Origin of the sequence: Desulfopila aestuarii DSM 18488 (genome assembly GCF_900143695.1) — a bacterium.
In the GTDB taxonomy this organism is placed as follows: domain Bacteria; phylum Desulfobacterota; class Desulfobulbia; order Desulfobulbales; family Desulfocapsaceae; genus Desulfopila; species Desulfopila aestuarii.
This window is the reverse complement of sequence record NZ_FRFE01000007.1, coordinates 141,783-158,952: the sequence shown is the minus strand read 5'-3', so window position 1 is coordinate 158,952 and position 17,170 is coordinate 141,783. Positions and strand designations below refer to the sequence as shown.

Annotated in this window: 15 protein-coding genes and 2 tRNA genes; 8 read left to right on the top strand and 9 right to left on the bottom strand. The window is 51.3% G+C overall.

Features of this window, described 5'->3' with window-relative positions:
* The first annotated feature begins 8 nt into the window (after window positions 1-8).
* Together BUF15_RS09330 and BUF15_RS09325 are read left to right on the top strand one after the other, a co-directional pair.
* Window positions 9-671 (top strand): metal-dependent transcriptional regulator, encoded by a 663-nt coding sequence (locus tag BUF15_RS09330; protein ID WP_073613200.1) that lies wholly within the window; start codon window positions 9-11, stop codon window positions 669-671.
* Between the two features lie 420 nt (window positions 672-1,091).
* The gene (locus BUF15_RS09325; RefSeq protein ID WP_073613199.1) at window positions 1,092-1,388 is read left to right on the top strand and encodes a hypothetical protein; all 297 of its coding nucleotides are present in this window, start codon (window positions 1,092-1,094) and stop codon (window positions 1,386-1,388) included.
* A 205-nt stretch (window positions 1,389-1,593) separates the two neighbouring features.
* On the opposite strand, the gene BUF15_RS09320 is transcribed toward BUF15_RS09325, so the two are convergent.
* Window positions 1,594-2,667 carry an OmpA family protein gene (locus tag BUF15_RS09320; RefSeq protein ID WP_073613198.1) on the bottom strand — a complete coding sequence of 358 codons (1,074 nt, stop codon included), beginning with the start codon at window positions 2,665-2,667 and terminating at the stop codon, window positions 1,594-1,596.
* Window positions 2,668-3,201: 534 nt separating this feature from the next.
* Window positions 3,202-3,278, bottom strand: a tRNA-Met gene (locus BUF15_RS09315).
* Between BUF15_RS09315 and BUF15_RS27080 the strand changes: the two genes are divergently transcribed.
* Together BUF15_RS27080 and BUF15_RS09310 are read left to right on the top strand one after the other, a co-directional pair.
* Window positions 3,242-3,397, top strand: a complete 156-nt coding sequence (locus tag BUF15_RS27080; RefSeq protein ID WP_159441269.1) for a hypothetical protein — start codon at window positions 3,242-3,244, stop codon at window positions 3,395-3,397. The two genes, BUF15_RS09315 and BUF15_RS27080, sit on opposite strands and share 37 nt — an antisense overlap.
* Before the next feature lie 129 nt (window positions 3,398-3,526).
* Complete coding sequence (locus tag BUF15_RS09310) at window positions 3,527-3,916, top strand: hypothetical protein (protein ID WP_073613197.1); 390 nt, start codon at window positions 3,527-3,529, stop codon at window positions 3,914-3,916.
* Between the two features lie 11 nt (window positions 3,917-3,927).
* On the opposite strand, the gene BUF15_RS09305 is transcribed toward BUF15_RS09310, so the two are convergent.
* Window positions 3,928-4,800 carry a 4Fe-4S ferredoxin gene (locus tag BUF15_RS09305; protein ID WP_073613196.1) on the bottom strand — a complete coding sequence of 291 codons (873 nt, stop codon included), beginning with the start codon at window positions 4,798-4,800 and terminating at the stop codon, window positions 3,928-3,930.
* 56 nt (window positions 4,801-4,856) lie between these two features.
* The gene (locus BUF15_RS09300) at window positions 4,857-5,861 is read right to left on the bottom strand and encodes an AraC family transcriptional regulator (RefSeq protein ID WP_073613195.1); all 1,005 of its coding nucleotides are present in this window, start codon (window positions 5,859-5,861) and stop codon (window positions 4,857-4,859) included.
* A 150-nt stretch (window positions 5,862-6,011) separates the two neighbouring features.
* On the opposite strand from BUF15_RS09300, the gene BUF15_RS09295 reads away from it, so the two are divergent.
* A complete protein-coding gene (locus BUF15_RS09295) occupies window positions 6,012-6,203 on the top strand; it encodes a hypothetical protein (RefSeq protein WP_073613194.1) in 192 nt (63 codons plus the stop codon).
* A 74-nt stretch (window positions 6,204-6,277) separates the two neighbouring features.
* Here the strand turns inward: BUF15_RS09295 and BUF15_RS09290 are convergent.
* From BUF15_RS09290 to BUF15_RS09275, 4 genes are all read right to left on the bottom strand, one after another.
* Window positions 6,278-6,354: transfer RNA gene (locus BUF15_RS09290), tRNA-Met, on the bottom strand.
* An 81-nt stretch (window positions 6,355-6,435) separates the two neighbouring features.
* Window positions 6,436-6,879 (bottom strand): acyl-CoA thioesterase, encoded by a 444-nt coding sequence (locus BUF15_RS09285; RefSeq protein WP_073613193.1) that lies wholly within the window; start codon window positions 6,877-6,879, stop codon window positions 6,436-6,438.
* 10 nt (window positions 6,880-6,889) lie between these two features.
* Window positions 6,890-8,107 carry a cofactor-independent phosphoglycerate mutase gene (locus tag BUF15_RS09280; RefSeq protein ID WP_073613192.1) on the bottom strand — a complete coding sequence of 406 codons (1,218 nt, stop codon included), beginning with the start codon at window positions 8,105-8,107 and terminating at the stop codon, window positions 6,890-6,892.
* 8 nt (window positions 8,108-8,115) lie between these two features.
* Window positions 8,116-9,420 (bottom strand): homoserine dehydrogenase, encoded by a 1,305-nt coding sequence (locus BUF15_RS09275; protein ID WP_073613191.1) that lies wholly within the window; start codon window positions 9,418-9,420, stop codon window positions 8,116-8,118.
* 466 nt (window positions 9,421-9,886) lie between these two features.
* Between BUF15_RS09275 and BUF15_RS09270 the strand changes: the two genes are divergently transcribed.
* The 3 genes from BUF15_RS09270 (at window position 9,887) to BUF15_RS09260 (ending at window position 12,911) form a co-directional block, all read left to right on the top strand.
* Complete coding sequence (locus BUF15_RS09270) at window positions 9,887-10,567, top strand: adenylate kinase (RefSeq protein WP_073613190.1); 681 nt, start codon at window positions 9,887-9,889, stop codon at window positions 10,565-10,567.
* A gap of 281 nt (window positions 10,568-10,848) precedes the next feature.
* Complete coding sequence (gene cobA, locus BUF15_RS09265) at window positions 10,849-12,408, top strand: uroporphyrinogen-III C-methyltransferase (protein ID WP_073613255.1); 1,560 nt, start codon at window positions 10,849-10,851, stop codon at window positions 12,406-12,408.
* A gap of 32 nt (window positions 12,409-12,440) precedes the next feature.
* Window positions 12,441-12,911, top strand: coding sequence for a cereblon family protein (locus tag BUF15_RS09260; protein WP_084553797.1), 471 nt, complete (start codon window positions 12,441-12,443; stop codon window positions 12,909-12,911).
* 51 nt (window positions 12,912-12,962) lie between these two features.
* Here the strand turns inward: BUF15_RS09260 and BUF15_RS09255 are convergent, their stop codons facing one another.
* Window positions 12,963-17,129 carry a DEAD/DEAH box helicase gene (locus tag BUF15_RS09255; RefSeq protein WP_073613189.1) on the bottom strand — a complete coding sequence of 1,389 codons (4,167 nt, stop codon included), beginning with the start codon at window positions 17,127-17,129 and terminating at the stop codon, window positions 12,963-12,965.
* Window positions 17,130-17,170 lie beyond the last annotated feature (41 nt).

Below are 17,170 nucleotides of genomic sequence, written 5' to 3'. Positions count from 1 at the left end.
ACATCGATATGCTCAATGAACGACTTGAAGAAATTCTGGAAGCGATGTGGGTGGCACGGGAGAAGAAGCAGTCCACGCTGCAGGCGGTGCGTGATAACTGCTGTATCCAGTTCTCCGAAAGCGAGCTGGCTGAACTGCAGAAAAGCCGGATGATCCTGATCAGTGACAACGATATCCATTTCACCCATGAAGGCGAAAAACTTGGCGAGCAGATTATCCGGAGGCATCGTTTAGCTGAGGTACTGGTCACCTCTATTCTCAAGGTGAAAAAACACAAGATGGACGAGATCGCCTGTCAGGTCGAGCATTCTTTACAGGAGGAGGTGGAAGAATCGATTTGCACCCTTCTTGGCCATCCTGAGATGTGCCCCGACGGCAAACCGATTCCGCCAGGTAACTGCTGCCGCAGCCTCTCGCGGGAGGTGCAGAATACTGTTACCAGCCTGATCGAGCTGGCACCAGGCGAGCAGGGACGGATAACATATATCAAGCCGGGCAGCCATTCGAACCTGCACCAGTTGCTTTCCTTTGGCCTGAGTCCTGGAGTAACGGTAACGGTGCATCGCACCTCCCCGGCGTTCTGTGTACGTTTTGAGAACACCGAGCTGGCACTTGATCCCGAGATTGTCAAAAATATCTTTGTCTGGAAGACGAGCTGCCTTTTACTCTGAGTATGAGAAATGGACGTATTGTTGGTCTTGCAGTTGTTTTCCCTCAAGCTTTGTATCCGTTTTGATATGCTATTATGACATCAACTGCCGGATGTCGCATTTGAAAATAGACCTCGGGGTAGTGAAGAGATAACACGTCGGGTCGGCTATGAGGATGGCGGTACCTTCCGACGATTATTTAAGCGACATACCAGCTTGTCCCCGAGGGAGTATCGGGATAAATTTTTACAGGTAAAAGATGCATAATATTCTGCAAAATGCGCTCTACAATTATCTTGCCCTGTTTTCCTGACAAAAGGTAGAGTAAAATGGAGTGCATGATTTTCTTCCTGTGTGGTTTTTCTGGCAGGTAGTTATTGCGCTGTTGTCGTTTTGGATTGTTTGGATTTTTGTCCCTCTGATTCTCAAAAGGAGAACACGATGATGAGAAAAATGTTGCTTTCGGCCCTGTTGGTATCGGTTCCACTCTGCATTGCTTCTTGGAGTGTTGGTCAGGATATCGATGATGCCGCCTGCAAGACAACGATTGAAACCAGCTGTACCAAATGCCATTCTACTGAAAGAATCTGCCATGAGCTGGCTGAGTCTGATGCCAATTGGCCGGAAATAGTCAAAGAAATGGGGGCGCGAGGTAAACTGAGCCAGGAGGCACAGGATACGGTTCTGAACTGTCTGACTCAAGCCTCTGAGCCAGGGAAATTTGTCTGTACAAAATAAAACGAAAGCCATGTTCTTGAATGGACTATGGAATTCTTCAAGTTACCTTGGATACAAATGGATCGGCCTGTATGGAAAATGACCACGTATGGAGCGGGGGGGTACTACTTCAGATAAGCCCTAATAGCTGAGAACACGGGTTATAATAAAAAAAAGCCGGCAACTCGCAAGAGTTGCCGGCTTTTTTCGCTATACGGTGCAGAATTTATTTCAAGCCGGTTATGATGCCCTGGACCCTACGGTTCAAAGCGCGTCCTTCAGAGGTCTTGTTCGTAGCAATCGGCTCGCTGAAACCAAAACCGGAAAGAGTAATCCGCTCTTTGGCGACACCGGCACTATTTACCAGATAGTCGCGAACGGCGGCGGCCCGTCGATGGGAGAGACCCATATTATACTGTTTGGTGCCGATGCTGTCGGTATGGCCTGCCAACACGATCTGTGTCTGCGGGTTTTCGCGCAAAACGGCGGCCGCATCGTTTAATGACTGATAGTACTCAGGTTTGAGGTAGTCCTTGTCGAAGTCGAAATGGATGTTCTGGAAAACATGGCCGATTATATCACCGCAAGGGCTCTGATCCGTAACCTCAAACAGGGCGTTGGTCATCCATTCAGGATTGCCCAGCAATGTGTCGAAACCGACAGAATAAGAGCAGGGGGTAGCTGAGGCAATGGAAGCAATTGTCGCCAGTTCCTGACTCTTGGTGCCGGTGTTGATGACGCCGTAGCAAACATCATGCTTTTTCGCGATATTTCTGGCGATCGCACCTGGAGCCGGAAAAGCGTCAACCGGGGTGTGCTGACCGTCGGTGAAGAGAAAGACCACCGTTCTGCCATTCAGGCCGGAGAGCACGTCATCAAGTTTGAGCAATCCCGCCTGCAGCATGGTTGGCCCTTTGGGCTCAAGCGGCATCTTGATCAGGGTCCAGCTGAATTTCTTCTTGTCATACTGCTGCATCGGATAGTACTCGACCAGATTGGTCAGCTCGCCTGCAGGGGTGAAGGAATAAATACCGGCCTGCCAGTTCATGTCGGGAAGAGTGGCATTTTTTTCCAGGAGAATCTTTCTCTCTCCCTGCATTTTGGTCATGATGGTGCCATTGTGCTTTTCGGCCATGGAGCCGGACCGATCATAGAGGATAAGAAAATTATCCGCTCTTCGTACCAGGCACACCTCCTCCCCGCCATCAACCATGGCCGAAGCGGCCAGAACCAGATCAGTAGTTGCCAGAGCGAAGACGATGGCCCACAGCAAGGCAAATACAACTCTTCGAATACGCATGAGATTATCCTCCATAGCGTGGCTTGTATTTGAGGAAGTGGTCGAGATTGGAAACGACCGGCCCCTCATTTCATCAAGATGAACTTTTTCAAATTCCTTGAACGTGCGTAATTGGTACAGCAAAACAACATGTTACGTGATTGCGCGATAGATACTCGGGCGTTTGCAAAATAGGCCGGTTAACAGTATCAATGCTGGTGCTATGTTAGTATCTGGGTAACAGCATACCTTGTAACAATCGTCCTGCAGCAGTGCCGACTTATGCAAATACACTGTAATCTTACAGGAAAATATGAGAGAGGCAAATGCAATATACAGGAATCTGCATTTTTTCCAACATCTTCGCGGATGGAGCCTATCATTTCTGATATGCTGTGGTTTGGACGAGACTGTTGAAATGGTGGCTCAGCACCGTTTTGGGAATCTCTGGGATGCCCGATTGTTATTTTTTTTGTATTTGCTAAAAAGCGGTTGTTGGTAAAATAGCATAAAAAAAAGCGGTTAAGCCAAAATGGCTTAACCGCTTTATCTATTTGGTAGCGGGGACAGGATTTGAACCTGTGACCTTCGGGTTATGAGCCCGACGAGCTACCAGACTGCTCCACCCCGCGTTGAGGTCGCCTACTATACACCGTTTGCCAGAGGTGTCAAACGGTATCTCGATTTTCCTTTTGGTTTGTTTCCTGAGTGCTTTGAGGTCACGTGGAAGCGGCTGGAAATGCCCATCTGAGTATAAAGACGGATAACAGAGAAATGGTTCGCGCAGCACTATCTTGTTGTACAAATTTCCTGAGCCGATTATTTCATCGATGAAGCCATTCATAAAAAATCCTGAGCCGCATGTGGAGTACAAACCACTATGAGCAATGCACCTGAAGACAGGTCTGAAAACGATTGTCGCCAGAGTCCTGAAAAAAATCCGACAATTGAATCAATAACGCCTGCGGAGGATACATCTGAAGATCGCGTTGATGTTGTGTATCGCTTCGTGAACAAAACTGACGGTGCTGAATTTCCAATTGATCACGTATATCATGAAGCACCCGAAGTGAGTTTTGGAGATGTGGTAGAGATTCAGGCTCCAAACAGTAAGCCGGATTTTTTCAGTGTCGATTCATTGGAGGAAGGAGAAGTAACTACGGTTTACCTCGTCCGGGCACGAAACAGCCTTTGGAAATCAATCCTGTTGCTGGCGATTCTGGGCGTCAGTTGGGTTATTATTGACTATGTCCTGAAGTTGATCTTTTAAAGAGAGAGCAATTATCGTAGATCTTCTGCCTTGAATGTTTTTCCGACAAGGGGATTTCTGTTTTCGCAAGGAACCTTTGTCTGGCAAAAGCCACAACTGTTCACCTTGAATCCCAGTTGCTCCTGCTCCACATGGACCGCAGTTACATCACGGATATAGGCTTTGCATTTGGCCTTATCATGTCCGACCTTAGAAATCGCTCCTGCCGGGCAGCGCTCAATGCAGGCCTGGCATTTGCCTCGGGAATAAAATAGGCACCATTCATAATGGTTTGTGTACGTTCTGGGGGTGGGTGGGTATCGTTTACGGACAATCACTGAGCCAACCCGGACAGCTTTTCCTGCCGGTGTAATCAAACCATCAGACAAGCCGAATGTGCCGAGTCCGCATACATGGGCAGCGTGGCGCTCCGACCATGAAGAGGCAAATCCATATTTTTCCGATTGTGCTCTTGACCATTGGGGAAGTAATACCGGCGCACAGGCCTGATAGCCTTTTGACCTGAAAAGATCGACAACATGCCTGCGCAGATTTTCATTGACCTTCTCGCCATAATGTCGTGTTTTGCTCCATTCAATGGATGGCATATTCACCGCTTTCCTGTGTGCCAGTCGTGTCTGTTTAGTTTGCGGCAGGATCCAGGTGATAACAGTCAGTTCGGTCGCCCCAACCCGCTCATCCGGATATGCCAGTGAAAAGGCTTGTTCGGGCGTCCAGTAAAAGTCAGATCCAATATCTGTTTTCAAAAAGCGAAAGAGATCATCTTCTCCCAAGGCAAATCCGACCAGCGGTCTTGCAAAAGCTGGGACATCTGAGCCAGGTTCCAGCGAGTTATTAGCTGGATTGTCCATCCATGAATCTATCTGTTGAATGATTTCAGTCATAGCAATACGATTATTGATGGAAGAGTTTGATTGAAAAGATCTGTACGTCTCTTTCACTAATTGGCTGAGCGGAACGCCCGTGGGGACCGTCCCGTCCATCTTTTAAATGATCGCGAGAAGGTGCTCTGGTCGGAAAAGCCAAGAAGGAAGGCAATTTCCGTCAGGTCCATATTTTTATTTTGGACGTACTGCTCGGCGATGCTTTGTCGTGTTGAATTCAGGAGGGTAAGAAATGATGTACCCTCTTCCTGCAGCAAGCGCTGGAGTTTTCTGGTGCTGACAAACAGCTCAGAAGCGATTTTCTCCACGGTGGCATCTCCTGAAGGCAAATGCTCGACTATGCACTTTGTCACTCTTGCAACAAGAGATTTTTCACTTCTTGCCTCAAGGTATCCGGTCATCACTTCTTCTTTCAAGTCAAGCATCTCTTTGTTGCCGCTTGGCAGAATTCTGTCGGCGTCATTGAGGGATAATTCGATACGTGCAGCAGGTGCATCAAAGTGAATGGGTGCCTGGAACAGTTCGTAATATTTTCCGGCACACTCCTCCGGACGGCTATGGGTAAAACTGACGCTTATAGGTGAGAGGGGGCGTTGGAAGTTAACTTTTAGTACCGACATGATCCAGGCGAGGGCTGCGTCCTCGCGAGCGGCAGTGTAAGGGGCTTCGTCGGGATTCGAAAGGTCAAAAACAAGTGCGCTTTTTGCTGTTTCTTCATACAAAGAGGCAAATCTAGCATCGGAGATGACGCGATGGAACCGGATAAGCCGCTCAAGGGTTGTCCGTAGTGAAGTACTCATCAGTAAGGCATATCCCAGAGTGCCAAAGTTGGCTGGGTGCCATCTTTTTGCAGCGAGAAGCCCAAAACAGGGGTCTTTAATGACCTTCTCCATTTCTTCCCAGAGATCGGCAATTCTACTGAGAGGGTATCTCGCACCTGGATGATGCATAAGGGTGGGGTCGAGCTGGACCTTGGTGAAGATTGTGAAAGGGTCAAGGTTATATTCCTCAAGGATATTCCAGTTGACCAGTTGTATGCTTGCGAGCTTCGTCAAATGCATGAGGCTTTCTCCATAAGTAAGATGGTCTGTTCAGAGCCTAGCATGGGTGGCGTAAAATGCAAAATATTTGGCGCGGAGTGACAAGAATTCATTGGTGATCCGATGTACATTTATCTCTAACAATCTTGAGCAATAGTTGTGGAGGAATGTATGGAAGAAAAGCGAATTGATGTCCTGATAGAAAAAGCGCATGCAATATTTAACCACACTTCAATATATGAGGTGATTGATCTGGAGAACAGGCAGGCTGCTGAAGAGTTTCTCAAGAAAACCTACAATTGCCCTGAGGATGAAAAGATCAATGAATACCTTGATATACTTGAAGTGGTCAAGGCCATTTGAAGAACAGGTGGAGATGAGGAAACAGCGAAACGAAAAAAGGAGCCAGGTTTTCACCTGACTCCTTTTCTTGGCATTGGTAGCGGGGACAGGATTTGAACCTGTGACCTTCGGGTTATGAGCCCGACGAGCTACCAGACTGCTCCACCCCGCGTTGAGATCGTCTACTATACACTTGTTGAAAATTCTGTCAACCGATTTCGTTCCTAACGGAAAATGAGACTTTTGGGTGGTGCTATTTGAGGTCGCTCTCTACGGCAAATTGGCTCATCTTCTGAATGATCTCTTCCGGGAGTCTCGTCAGCTTTCCTGCCGGAGTGACCGCAGCATGCACTGAGTACCCTTTCACGAGTAATCTGGGCTTTTTCCCACTGCCATCTTCTCGCATGATCCGGTAGCTGAATTTACATTTCAGGCGGCTCAGCTCCGCGACTTCTGTTTCGACAATGATCAGGTCGTCGTAATAGGCTGGGGCCTTGAAGCGGCTCCAGCATTCTGTTACCGGCAGGATGAACCCCAGTTTTTCGATTTCGCGATAGGGGAGAACCCATTCTCGCATGAGTTCGGTGCGACCTCGTTCAAAAAAGCGGAGGTAGTTGGCGTTATAAACAACGCCGCCGGCGTCGGTGTCGCCGTAGAGGACTCTGATTGTGGTGTGATGAATGTGTTTGCTTGCCATGATCTCGATTCTACCGTTCAAGCAGCTTTTCGATCATGGTGTGACCCTGGTCGATGCTGTTATTCGTTTCCCTGTCATGGGCCAGTGCTTCTTTCTCATTAAAGGCCCGTCCGCTTGCTGCCTTTGTGCCGCGACTGTCAAAGAGCAGGGTCGGTACCAGATCGCGACTGTGGGTGCGGATTGCCAGTGGGGTAAAATGGTCCATGGTGACCACCACTCGGAATTCTTCGCCCTTCTCCTGCAGCTGCGTGACGATCGGTCGCACGATACGGCTGTCAAAATCCTCGATGGCGGTAATTTTGTCGGCAAGACTTCCCTGGTGCCCTGCTTCATCAGGAGCTTCCAGATGAACGAAGACAAAGTCCTGGGTGGCAAGGCTGTCCATGGCCGCCTGGGCCTTCCCTTCGTAGTTGGTGTCGATATAGCCGGTGGCACCCGGCACATTGATCACGTCAAGTCCACCAACCACGCCGAGGCCTTTTAACAGATCGACAGCGCTGATCATGGAGCCGGTAATATTGAATCGCTCGACGAGCGTTGGTGCAGAGGGCATCTTGCCTTCACCCCAGAGCCAGAGCATGTTGGCTGGGTTCTTGCCTTCGTGGATGCGCTTCAGGTTGACCGGATGCTCGGCAAGAATCTTCTCGATTTTTTCAAGGAGCTCTTTCCATGCAGGATTTTCCAGGTATCTGCCGAAATATTCTGTGACATCCTTTTCGATATAATCGTGGGGCGGCACGGTGACAACGCCGGGAAGATCGCCTTTCAAGACCATCAGGTGCCGGTAGCTGACACCGGGATGAAAGTGGAACATTTCCGCACCGCATTCGGCTTCGACGGCTTGGATCAGCTGATGCGACTCTTCATTGCTGATATGGCCGGCGGAGAAATCAACCATGGTGATTTTGCCGTCATCGTGCCGTTTGATAGTTACGGTGTTGCACCGAAAGGCGGTTTCATCTGCGGCAAGTTCCACACCCATGGCGGCGGCTTCGAGCGGAGATCTGCCGGTGTAATAGAGCGCGGGGCTGTACCCGAGCAGGGTCATATTGGCGACGTCGCTGCCGGGCGGGAAACCTTCCGGTACAGTCTTATTTAAAAAGAGCTCGCCGTTCCGGCACAACTCATCCATCATCGGGGTGTTGGCGGCTTCCAACGGGGTTTTACCGCCAAGCTCGGCGATGGCATGGTCGCCCATACCGTCGCCTACGAGAATCAGATATTTCATGATTGTGTCTATTCAGGATTAAGGATGCGGATTTTTACCGTTGGTGCGGAGCAGATTTCGAGCGCGTCGATCTCCTTGATGGCGTTTTTGACGGCTGCTTCAGCGGCCCGATGGGTGCGGAAGACAATATGCACTGGCTCGCCCGCATCCTGGCCCGGCTGGATCATGGAGCGGATCGAGATGCCATGCTTGCCGAAAATACCGGTAATGATGGACAGTACACCCGGTTTGTCAAGGGCGGTGACCCGGAAATAGAAAGGGCAGACCAGGTCGGTCATCGGGGTGATCCTGGGTTTGCCTATATGCTCCGGAAGGTAGGAAAGGGCAGGTACCCGGTTGATAGCACCTGCCAGAATATTGCGACTGATATCGACCACGTCGGCAGCTACTGCGCTACCGGTAGGCATCATGCCGGCGCCGGCACCATAGAGCAGTACATCGCCCACCGTATCGCCATTGATCAGGATGCCGTTAAACGCGCCGTTGATTGAGGCCAGCATATGATTTTCCGGCACCATGGTCGGGTGGACCCGGGCTTCGATATTGTCACCGTGGTTACGGCTGATAGCCAGTAGTTTGATGCGGTAACCAAATTTACGGGCGTATTCGATGTCGATCGGCTCAATGGAGGAGATGCCTTCGACGTTGATGTCGTCAAGGCGTACATCAAGACCGTAGGCAATGGTCATCAGGATAGCAAGTTTATGGGCGGTATCGATGCCTTCCACATCATAGGTGGGGTCGGCTTCCGCAAAGCCAAGTTCCTGGGCTTTTTTCAGCACCTCGGCAAATGGCAGGCCGCGGTCGGTCATCTGGCTGAGGATATAGTTGGCGGTGCCGTTCATTATCCCCTTGATGTAGTTGATCCGGTTTGCGACAAGGCCTTCCTTTAATGCCTTGATGATGGGGATGCCGCCGCCGACACTGGCCTCATAACCGACTTCGACGTTGTTTTTTACAGCCGCATCGAAGATCTCCTTACCGTGTATGGAGAGTAGCGCTTTGTTAGCAGTCACTACGTGCTTGCCTTTGGCAATGGCAGTGAGCATGAAGGTTCTGGCTGGTTCCATGCCGCCGATCAGTTCGACGACGATATCAATTTCCGGGTCGTTGAAGATGTCGTTGGCATCGTTGGAGAGTACGACATCACTATATTCCTTCGGCAACGAGGTGATCGAGATGTCGGCTACCCGGGCAAGGGTGAGGTTGGCACCGGTTTTCTGGCGTAGTCGGTCCTTCTGTTCATAAAGCGTTTTGGCAAGACCGCTGCCGACAGTGCCAAAACCGATGATGCCGATACGGATATCTTTCATAATCTATAACATGTTGTAGTGGGTTGTTGGTGAAGTAGCGCAAAAAGGCGGGGCAATCCAAAGGTTGCGCACGTGGAACTCTAGTCAACGCTCATGTGTTGAAAAATACTCTCTTTCAGGGTGAAAGTCAAAATGTTCGGCCAGATATTTTTCTAGCCACCCGCAGGATTATCGGCTATAGTTACCCCTTGCTTTCACCCGAGGAGGAAATTGCTGTTTTTTCACGGGAGGACGGTTGCTTAGCTATGTGTACGCGCGCTGCGGAAAACTTTCCTGCATGCGGCAAATGGTTGGCAAGAATCCCCATTCGAGGCATTGGAAGATTCCCGTTGCCGGGCTCGGGCAGGTGAAAAGTCTCTTCAACCGCTATGGCGGTTTGTGTTTTTTGTCGGTTTTTACAGTTTTTCCGTGCACGAAAGGTGTGCGGTTTTGTTTTCTATAACTCTATTTTTCAAGGAGAATTGCTATGGGTAAAAATATCCTGGTTTTCGGACCGAACGGAAGCGGCAAGGGTACTCAGGGTGCAATCGTACAGAAGAAATACGGTCTGCCGCACATCGAGTCCGGTGCCATCTTCAGAGAGCATATCGGCGGCGGTACCGAGCTTGGCAAGAAAGCTAAAGAGTACATCGATCGCGGCGACCTGGTTCCTGATGATATCACCATTCCGATGATGATCGCCCGTCTGCAGAAAGATGACTGCAAGGAAGGCTGGATTCTTGATGGCTTCCCGCGTTCCAAAGACCAGGCGATCACCTTGGCCAAGACCCTTGAGAAAGAAGGACTGGCACTGGATTACGTCATTGAGATCGTTCTTGATCGCCAGATCGCCAAAGAGCGTATTATGGGCCGTCGTCTTTGCGTAAATGACAACAACCATCCGAACCACATCGCATTTGATGCGATCAAGCCGGTAGAAAAAGACGGCAAACTGGTATGCCGTGTCTGCGGTGGCGATCTCAATACCCGCGCCGACGATCAGGATGAGTCTGCAATCGACAAGCGTCACAACATTTACTACGACGAGACCACCGGTACTATGGCTGCGGTCAACTTCTTCAAGAACGGCAGCGGCCCGAAGGTAATCTCTGTTGACGGCTCTAAATCCATCGGTGATGTTACCGAAGCCATCATGAGCCAGCTGTAAGAGGTTTGTGAACGAAATCGCTATCTGAATTGATTTCGTGTTTATAGTAATGAGAAAAGGGCATACCGGACATGAAGGTGTGCCCTTTTTGTTGCCTGCGATGAGACGACAGGCGTAAAGAGCGCCATACTTTTCCGTTACGACGGGTCCAGAGGAGTTTGGTTGTATCCAGCTTCCTGTGGGCTGTTATGCGTTCAGGGCGGGCGTGATGTTTTAAATAAAGGCCGGGCAGCCGGCGAATGATTGGTCCCGGCAGGTGTGGGGCAGTCGGAATGAAGGTTATGGAAGAACAGACGAAGAACAACAGGTGCGGAAAGGTTTATCTCGTAGGTGCGGGTCCTGGTGATCCCGGGCTTATCACAGTGCGCGGCAAGTACCTCCTCGAAAAGGCCGAGGTACTGGTCTATGATTACCTCGCCAGTAAAAAGCTGCTTAAATATGTGCCCAAAGATGCCACATTCATCTATGCCGGCAAGCGGGGCGGCGTCAAGCACACTCATACCCAGGAAGAGATCAACCAGATGCTGGTTGACCATGCCAAAGCGGGCAAGATCGTCGTGCGTCTCAAAGGCGGCGACCCGTTCATCTTCGGGCGCGGTGGTGAAGAAGTTCAGGAACTCTATAAAGCCGGCGTTCCTTTCGAGGTTGTGCCGGGTGTCACCTCGGCCACGGCGGCAGCGACGTATGCAGGCATTCCCATCACCCACCGGGATTTTACCGCATCCGTTGCCTTTCTGACCGGTCATGAAGACCCCACCAAAGAGAACTCCAATATAGACTGGTCGAAGCTTGCCACCGGTGCCGGTACCCTGGTTGTGTACATGGGTATCAAAAATCTCCCCACCATTGTCGAGAACCTGATCAAGTATGGCCGTGATCCGCAGACCCCTGTGGCGGTGGTGCGCTGGGCCTCCACTCCTGAGCAACGTTCAGTGGTCGGTACCCTTGAGACTATTGTCACTATTGTGAAAGATGCGGGCATCACTCCACCGTCGCTTATCATTATCGGTGAGGTGGTCAAGCTGAAGGAGAGTGTTGACTGGTATGAAAAGCGCCCACTCTTCGGTCGTAAGATTATCGTCACCAGGACCCGTGACCAGGCCAGTGAATTGGTGGCCGGGCTGGAAGAGGCTGGAGCAAACTGCCTGGAGTATTCCACCATCAATATCGAGCCGGTTCAGTCTTATGACGTTCTCGACAGTGAGTTGGAGCGGTTGAATGAGTATCACTGGATTATTTTCACTTCGCTAAACGGTGTGAAATATTTCTTTGAACGGCTTCATGGGCGGGGGATGGATGCCCGCGATCTTAAAGGCCCCGATATCGCGGTTATTGGCAAAAGTACCGCCGATTACCTGCTGACGTTTGGGGTGAATGCCGACCTGATCCCCAATGTCTTTACCGGAGAGGGCCTCGCGGAGAGTCTGCTCGATCAGGGTGTCGAAGGTCGCAATATCCTTATTCCCCGAGCTTTGCAGGCACGAGAGATACTGCCGGAAACCTTGAGGGGCGCTGGAGCCCAGGTTACGATTGCGCCGGTCTATCGGAATGTTCCGCCCCAGGGTCGCAAAGATGCACTGCGGGCCGACCTTGAAGAGGGGACTGTGGATATGATAACATTTACGAGTTCCTCCACAGTGCGCAACTTCCTCACCATGGTCGATGCCGCTGATAACGAAGAATTGCAGCAGTTGCTGAAAGGGGTGAAGATCGCCGCCATTGGGCCGATAACCGCCAAAACGGTGACAGACAACGGTCTGCGTGTCGATATTCAGCCAAAAGAACACACTATTCCGGCGATGGTTCGGGAGGTAGTCGATTTCTTTACTGCGGGCAGGTAGCGTACTGCCCACAAGCTGAGGCAGAGTCGCCTATGGCGTCCGGAATTTCCTTATATACAGCCCTCCCATGTCGCACTCAATTTGCGGCATTGGGGGGCTTTTTGCTTCCGGTTCTGTTGCGTGAGGCGGTGGAGCAGGAGCGGGGCCGTGTTGAGGACCTGGAGGACCAGGATGATGAGCTGCGTGAAGAAGAGCCGGCTATTCTGTGCCGCGCCTGCAGCCACATCATTACCGCCGGTGATCAGCAGATCGAGGTCGCCGGTTCACATCGACATACCTTTTTTAATCCTGTGGGGATTGTCTACGAACTGGGCTGTTTCGCCCGGGCACCGGGCTGCAGTCTGGCGGGAGAATCCAGTGCTGAGTTTTCCTGGTTTGCCGGTTATCTCTGGCGCATTGCCCTTTGCGGGCAATGCGGTATCCACTTGGGCTGGCGATTTCAATCGGCCGAAATTTCGTTTTACGGCCTTATTCTCTCACATCTGCAAAGTGGTGGAAAATAACCCGAACAGGCGGACCCCATCAAAGGCCTGGGGTTCCCTCTATTCTCGGTTTTACTTTTCCCGGATGAGATCGAGCAGATCGTCGGAGTTCATCCTGGCGCTCATATCGCTGCCTTCCAGAAGGCTGCCGGCCAGATCCCGTTTTTCCTGGTGGAGTTTGACAATCTTTTCTTCGATGGTGTTCTTACAGACCAGCCGGTAAATGGTGACCGGCCTGGTTTGACCTATACGGTGGGCCCTGTCGGAAGCCTGGTCCTCGATGGCCGGATTCCACCAGGGATCCATGTGGATGACATAGTCGGCGGCGGTGAGATTGAGACCGAGTCCCCCTGCCTTGAGGCTAATGAGGAAGACATCGCCCTGACCGGCCTGGAAGGCCTCCACCCGTTCTTTTCGAAGTTTCGAGCTGGTAGAGCCGTCGAGATACTGATAGGAGATGCCTTTTTCCTCCAGAAATTCACGGATAATCCCGAGATGGCCGATGAACTGGCTAAAGACCAGCACCTTGTGACGGCTTTCAATCAATTCCTCGACCAGTGATGAGAAAACCTCAAGTTTGGCGCTGCGAATCGAGCTGTTGCGATCGAGCAGTCTGGAATTGCAGCAGGCCTGTCGCAGCTTCATGATCTCGGTGAGGATCTGCAGATGACGGCCCTTCTTCTCCTTGTTATTTTCGAGCATCTCGATGGCATTCTGCCTGAGTGCCTCGTAAAAATGGGTTTCTTCCGGGCTCATCTCCACATCGAGGGTGACCTCGGTACGTGACGGCAGTTCGTCCAGTACCTGGGATTTGATACGGCGTAAAATAAACGGACGAATCAGTTTTTTCAGCTTCATTCTGGCATCCCGGTCCTGGAAACGTTCAATAGGCGCGGCAAAACGCTCATTGAAACTATTCAGCGAGCCGAGCAGGCCGGGGTTGATGAAATGAAAAAGGTTCCATAATTCGCCGAGATGATTTTCAATCGGGGTGCCGGTGGTGATAAGCTTGAACCTGGCCTGAAGGGACATGGCGGCGCGGCTGCGTTTGGTCGCGGCGTTTTTAATGGCCTGGGCCTCATCGAGAATAACCGTCTGCCATGGCACCTGTTTCAACAGTTCCTCTTCCTGTTGCAAAAGGGTGTAGGTGGTGATGAGCAGATCAAAAGGGCCCAGTTCCTGGATGGCCTTTTCCCGGTCTTTGGCAGTGAGCGTCTTGATATTGAGGGTAGGGGTGAACTTCACCACCTCACTCATCCAGTTGTTGGAAACGGAAGTCGGTGCCACAACCAGCGATGGGCCTTCGGTGGCATGGCTGAGGATAACTGCCAGTGATTGCAGAGTCTTGCCAAGTCCCATGTCGTCGGCGAGACATCCGCCAACACCCCAGGCTGCCAGTCTGGCCAGCCAGTCGTAACCCTCCCGTTGATAGTCGCGAAGTTCGGCCTGCAGAGTGGAGGGAAGTTCCGGCTTAAAATTCTGGGCGTCCTTGATGCGGGTGAGTTGATCCTTCCAGCCGATATCAGCTTCGGTGTGGGCCTTCTGCGCCAGCTTTTCAAGTGTCAGCGCGGCGAGCGGGTGGATCATGATCTCGTTATCGCTGTCACCGCTGAATCCTTCCGAGTAGATATTCATCTCTTCGAGCCGGCGTCGGAACTCTTGGGTCAGGGCGAGAAACTGGCCGTCACCGATTTTGATAAAGCGACTTGATGACTCTTTTAATCTGGTCAGCAGCTCTCTGAGATCGATGACGGTATCCTGATCGAGCTGCAGTTGACCGCTCATGGCGAACCAGTTGTGGCGGTTGGTGCGAATCTTGAGGTTGAGGTTCTCCATCGAGGCGTTGTGGGTGATATTAAGCTTCTCTCCCTCAGGCCATTCTATGACGACCTTGTCCTGGATGGCCTGCAGTTCATAAAGGGCCTGAAGACAGTCGTCAGGATCATGCAAGTGCCACTCCCGGTCGTTCTCCTGTTCGAGATCCATGGCCAGATCGAAAATGGGACACAGCTCTTCGATATCGCGCGCTTTTTCCTCTTCAAGCGCCAGGTTTCTCCTGGTCTGTAGCCGTCGGCCATTGACCTCTGCCATGATGTTCTCTACGCCTTGTCCTGGCTTGAGGTAGTGGCCTCCATCCTTGAAAGGCTTGACGAACATTTCAAGACGAAAACCGGTGCCGTAGGGTAGCAGGTGCATGTAGATGGTCGAATCTGCTTCGACAAAGGTGATACTGCCATCGACGTTGGCCCGGTCTGCGGCGATGGCAGAGTGAACGGTCATAAACGAGGAGATGTTGCCGATGGCGGTGAGTACCTTCTCGCTGGCCGATTTTGGTACTGTCAGTCCCTCTTCGCCGGTGATCTGGGCAATACGCCGGTGGTTGTCATTGATATTAATTACCTTGATCCGGGTTGGTGTTTCCTGGTGGATGGAAATATTGTCGGCAGTAATAGGCTGGGCGAAACGGATGTGCAGCATTTCTCCTCGTTCCTCAACCAGCAGTTCCGGCTCGCCAGATATCATTTCTACAGGAGTGGAAGGAGATTCCGCCAGAAAAAGATGGGGGTGGCCTATCATGGCCATCAACGCTTTTTCGATATTGAGCTCGTAGCTGACGCTTTGCGTCTCCCGGTTAACTATTTTTTTAATCGCTGTACAGATTTTCCGGTCTTGAGGGGTGAGAAAAATGAGTTTTCGACTCTGGTGCAGACGGGAAAGTGACACAGGGCGGCCCTTGGACCAGTCTCCGGACGACAGTAGTTTCTGCTCGCGGGGTCCGAGATTGATGGTGTTGCCAAGTACTTCGATTTGCCATATGAGCCTGGTCTGGTGCTGCGGTTCCTCTCGTTCGATGGAAGTGGCGTGAATTAATGCTTCGAGGCTTCTCTTCCACGGTTCTTCAGGCTCCATGATACCGATCATTGGCTGCAATCCGATCGTAGCCTGCATCTCCTCAAGGAGATTGCGGTACTCCTCGCTGCCGGGCCGGATCTTGGTGAGCAATTCGGCAAAAAGACCGGTAAGCAGGTGATAGCGACTTTTCTGGGCTTTGGTGCAGGCCGCGACGATTGCTATTTCCAGATCTGGCTCGACCGCGCTGTTGAGCCAGAACTGGCAGAGACCGGCGAAATAAACGGTAAGAGCAGATGCGGGTAGATCTTCCGGCAGGCTGATGTCACTGTTGCTGGCTGCCACATTGAGGTGTGAGCTGATCACCTGGGACAGGTATTCATAGGATCGATTTTCCGGCGCAGTTCGAAACAGTTCCAAGGTGGAGCTAATCTGATCGGCGATGGCTGGGTAGAGCTCTTTATCGGCACCATTCAGGAGAGAGAGGATGTAGTAGAGCCCGGTGGGACCGAAAAAAGCGACACGCTCTGCCCCGGTCATCTCGACCAGAAAGTGCATGTCCTCTTTGTATGCCTTGGCAGATTCCTCTTTTTTCCCCTGAAGAAAGAGAAGGGTGCCGAGAGCGCCGGTACCGTGGAAAGATTCCGGATGATTGGTGACGAGCGATGTCGCCTCCCTGAAATCTCCCTGAAAGAGCAGCTGATTGAACAACAAACGTCTGAACGGCAATATCTCATCATCGCTCAGGTGACTGAGCTCTTCTTTGTTGCTGAGATAATCAAGAATTTCCGGAGCCGGTTCGAGTCTCGCCTGACAGTGTTGCAGGACATTACTCAAGAGATAGAACTGAAATGAACTGGGCAGATGACGAAACCAGTCAATGTCAAAGGGACGTGTCGTCACCTGCAGGGTTGGCGGTGTCTCGGTGATCATTTCCCGGCATTGACTGTTCAGAAATTCAACCGCCTCATCAATGAGATCGAAATCCTGGGTGTATATACCAATGCGCATCTCGCGGATGGCACGCCAGCAGCGGGTGGACCATTTGCCATAGTAGTAGGAGACGGGCGCCTCTTTCCTGATGACTGTGGCATAATCGGCAAAGGTTCCCTCCCTCACGGCGTCCTTGCTCAGCACTTCAACAATTTCCGGAACGCATTGACGGTCCTGATTTAACAGACCGAGTTGTTCGAATTTTGAGAAATAATGGTTGAGGTTGGTCGCGGATGGGCGATTACCCCTGGGATTGGTAAATTCGAGCTTGCGCAGGCAGTTGACCACCAAGGTGGTATGGGCCGGCTCATAGACAATAGAGAGAAATTGAAGAAGAGACTGCTCGAAGGGCGGGAGTTTTCTGAGTTGTTCAAGAGGGGTTGTGTCAGTAGGCATAACGTAAGTTGGCTTGAAACTCCTTGTGAATGCTTTTCGTT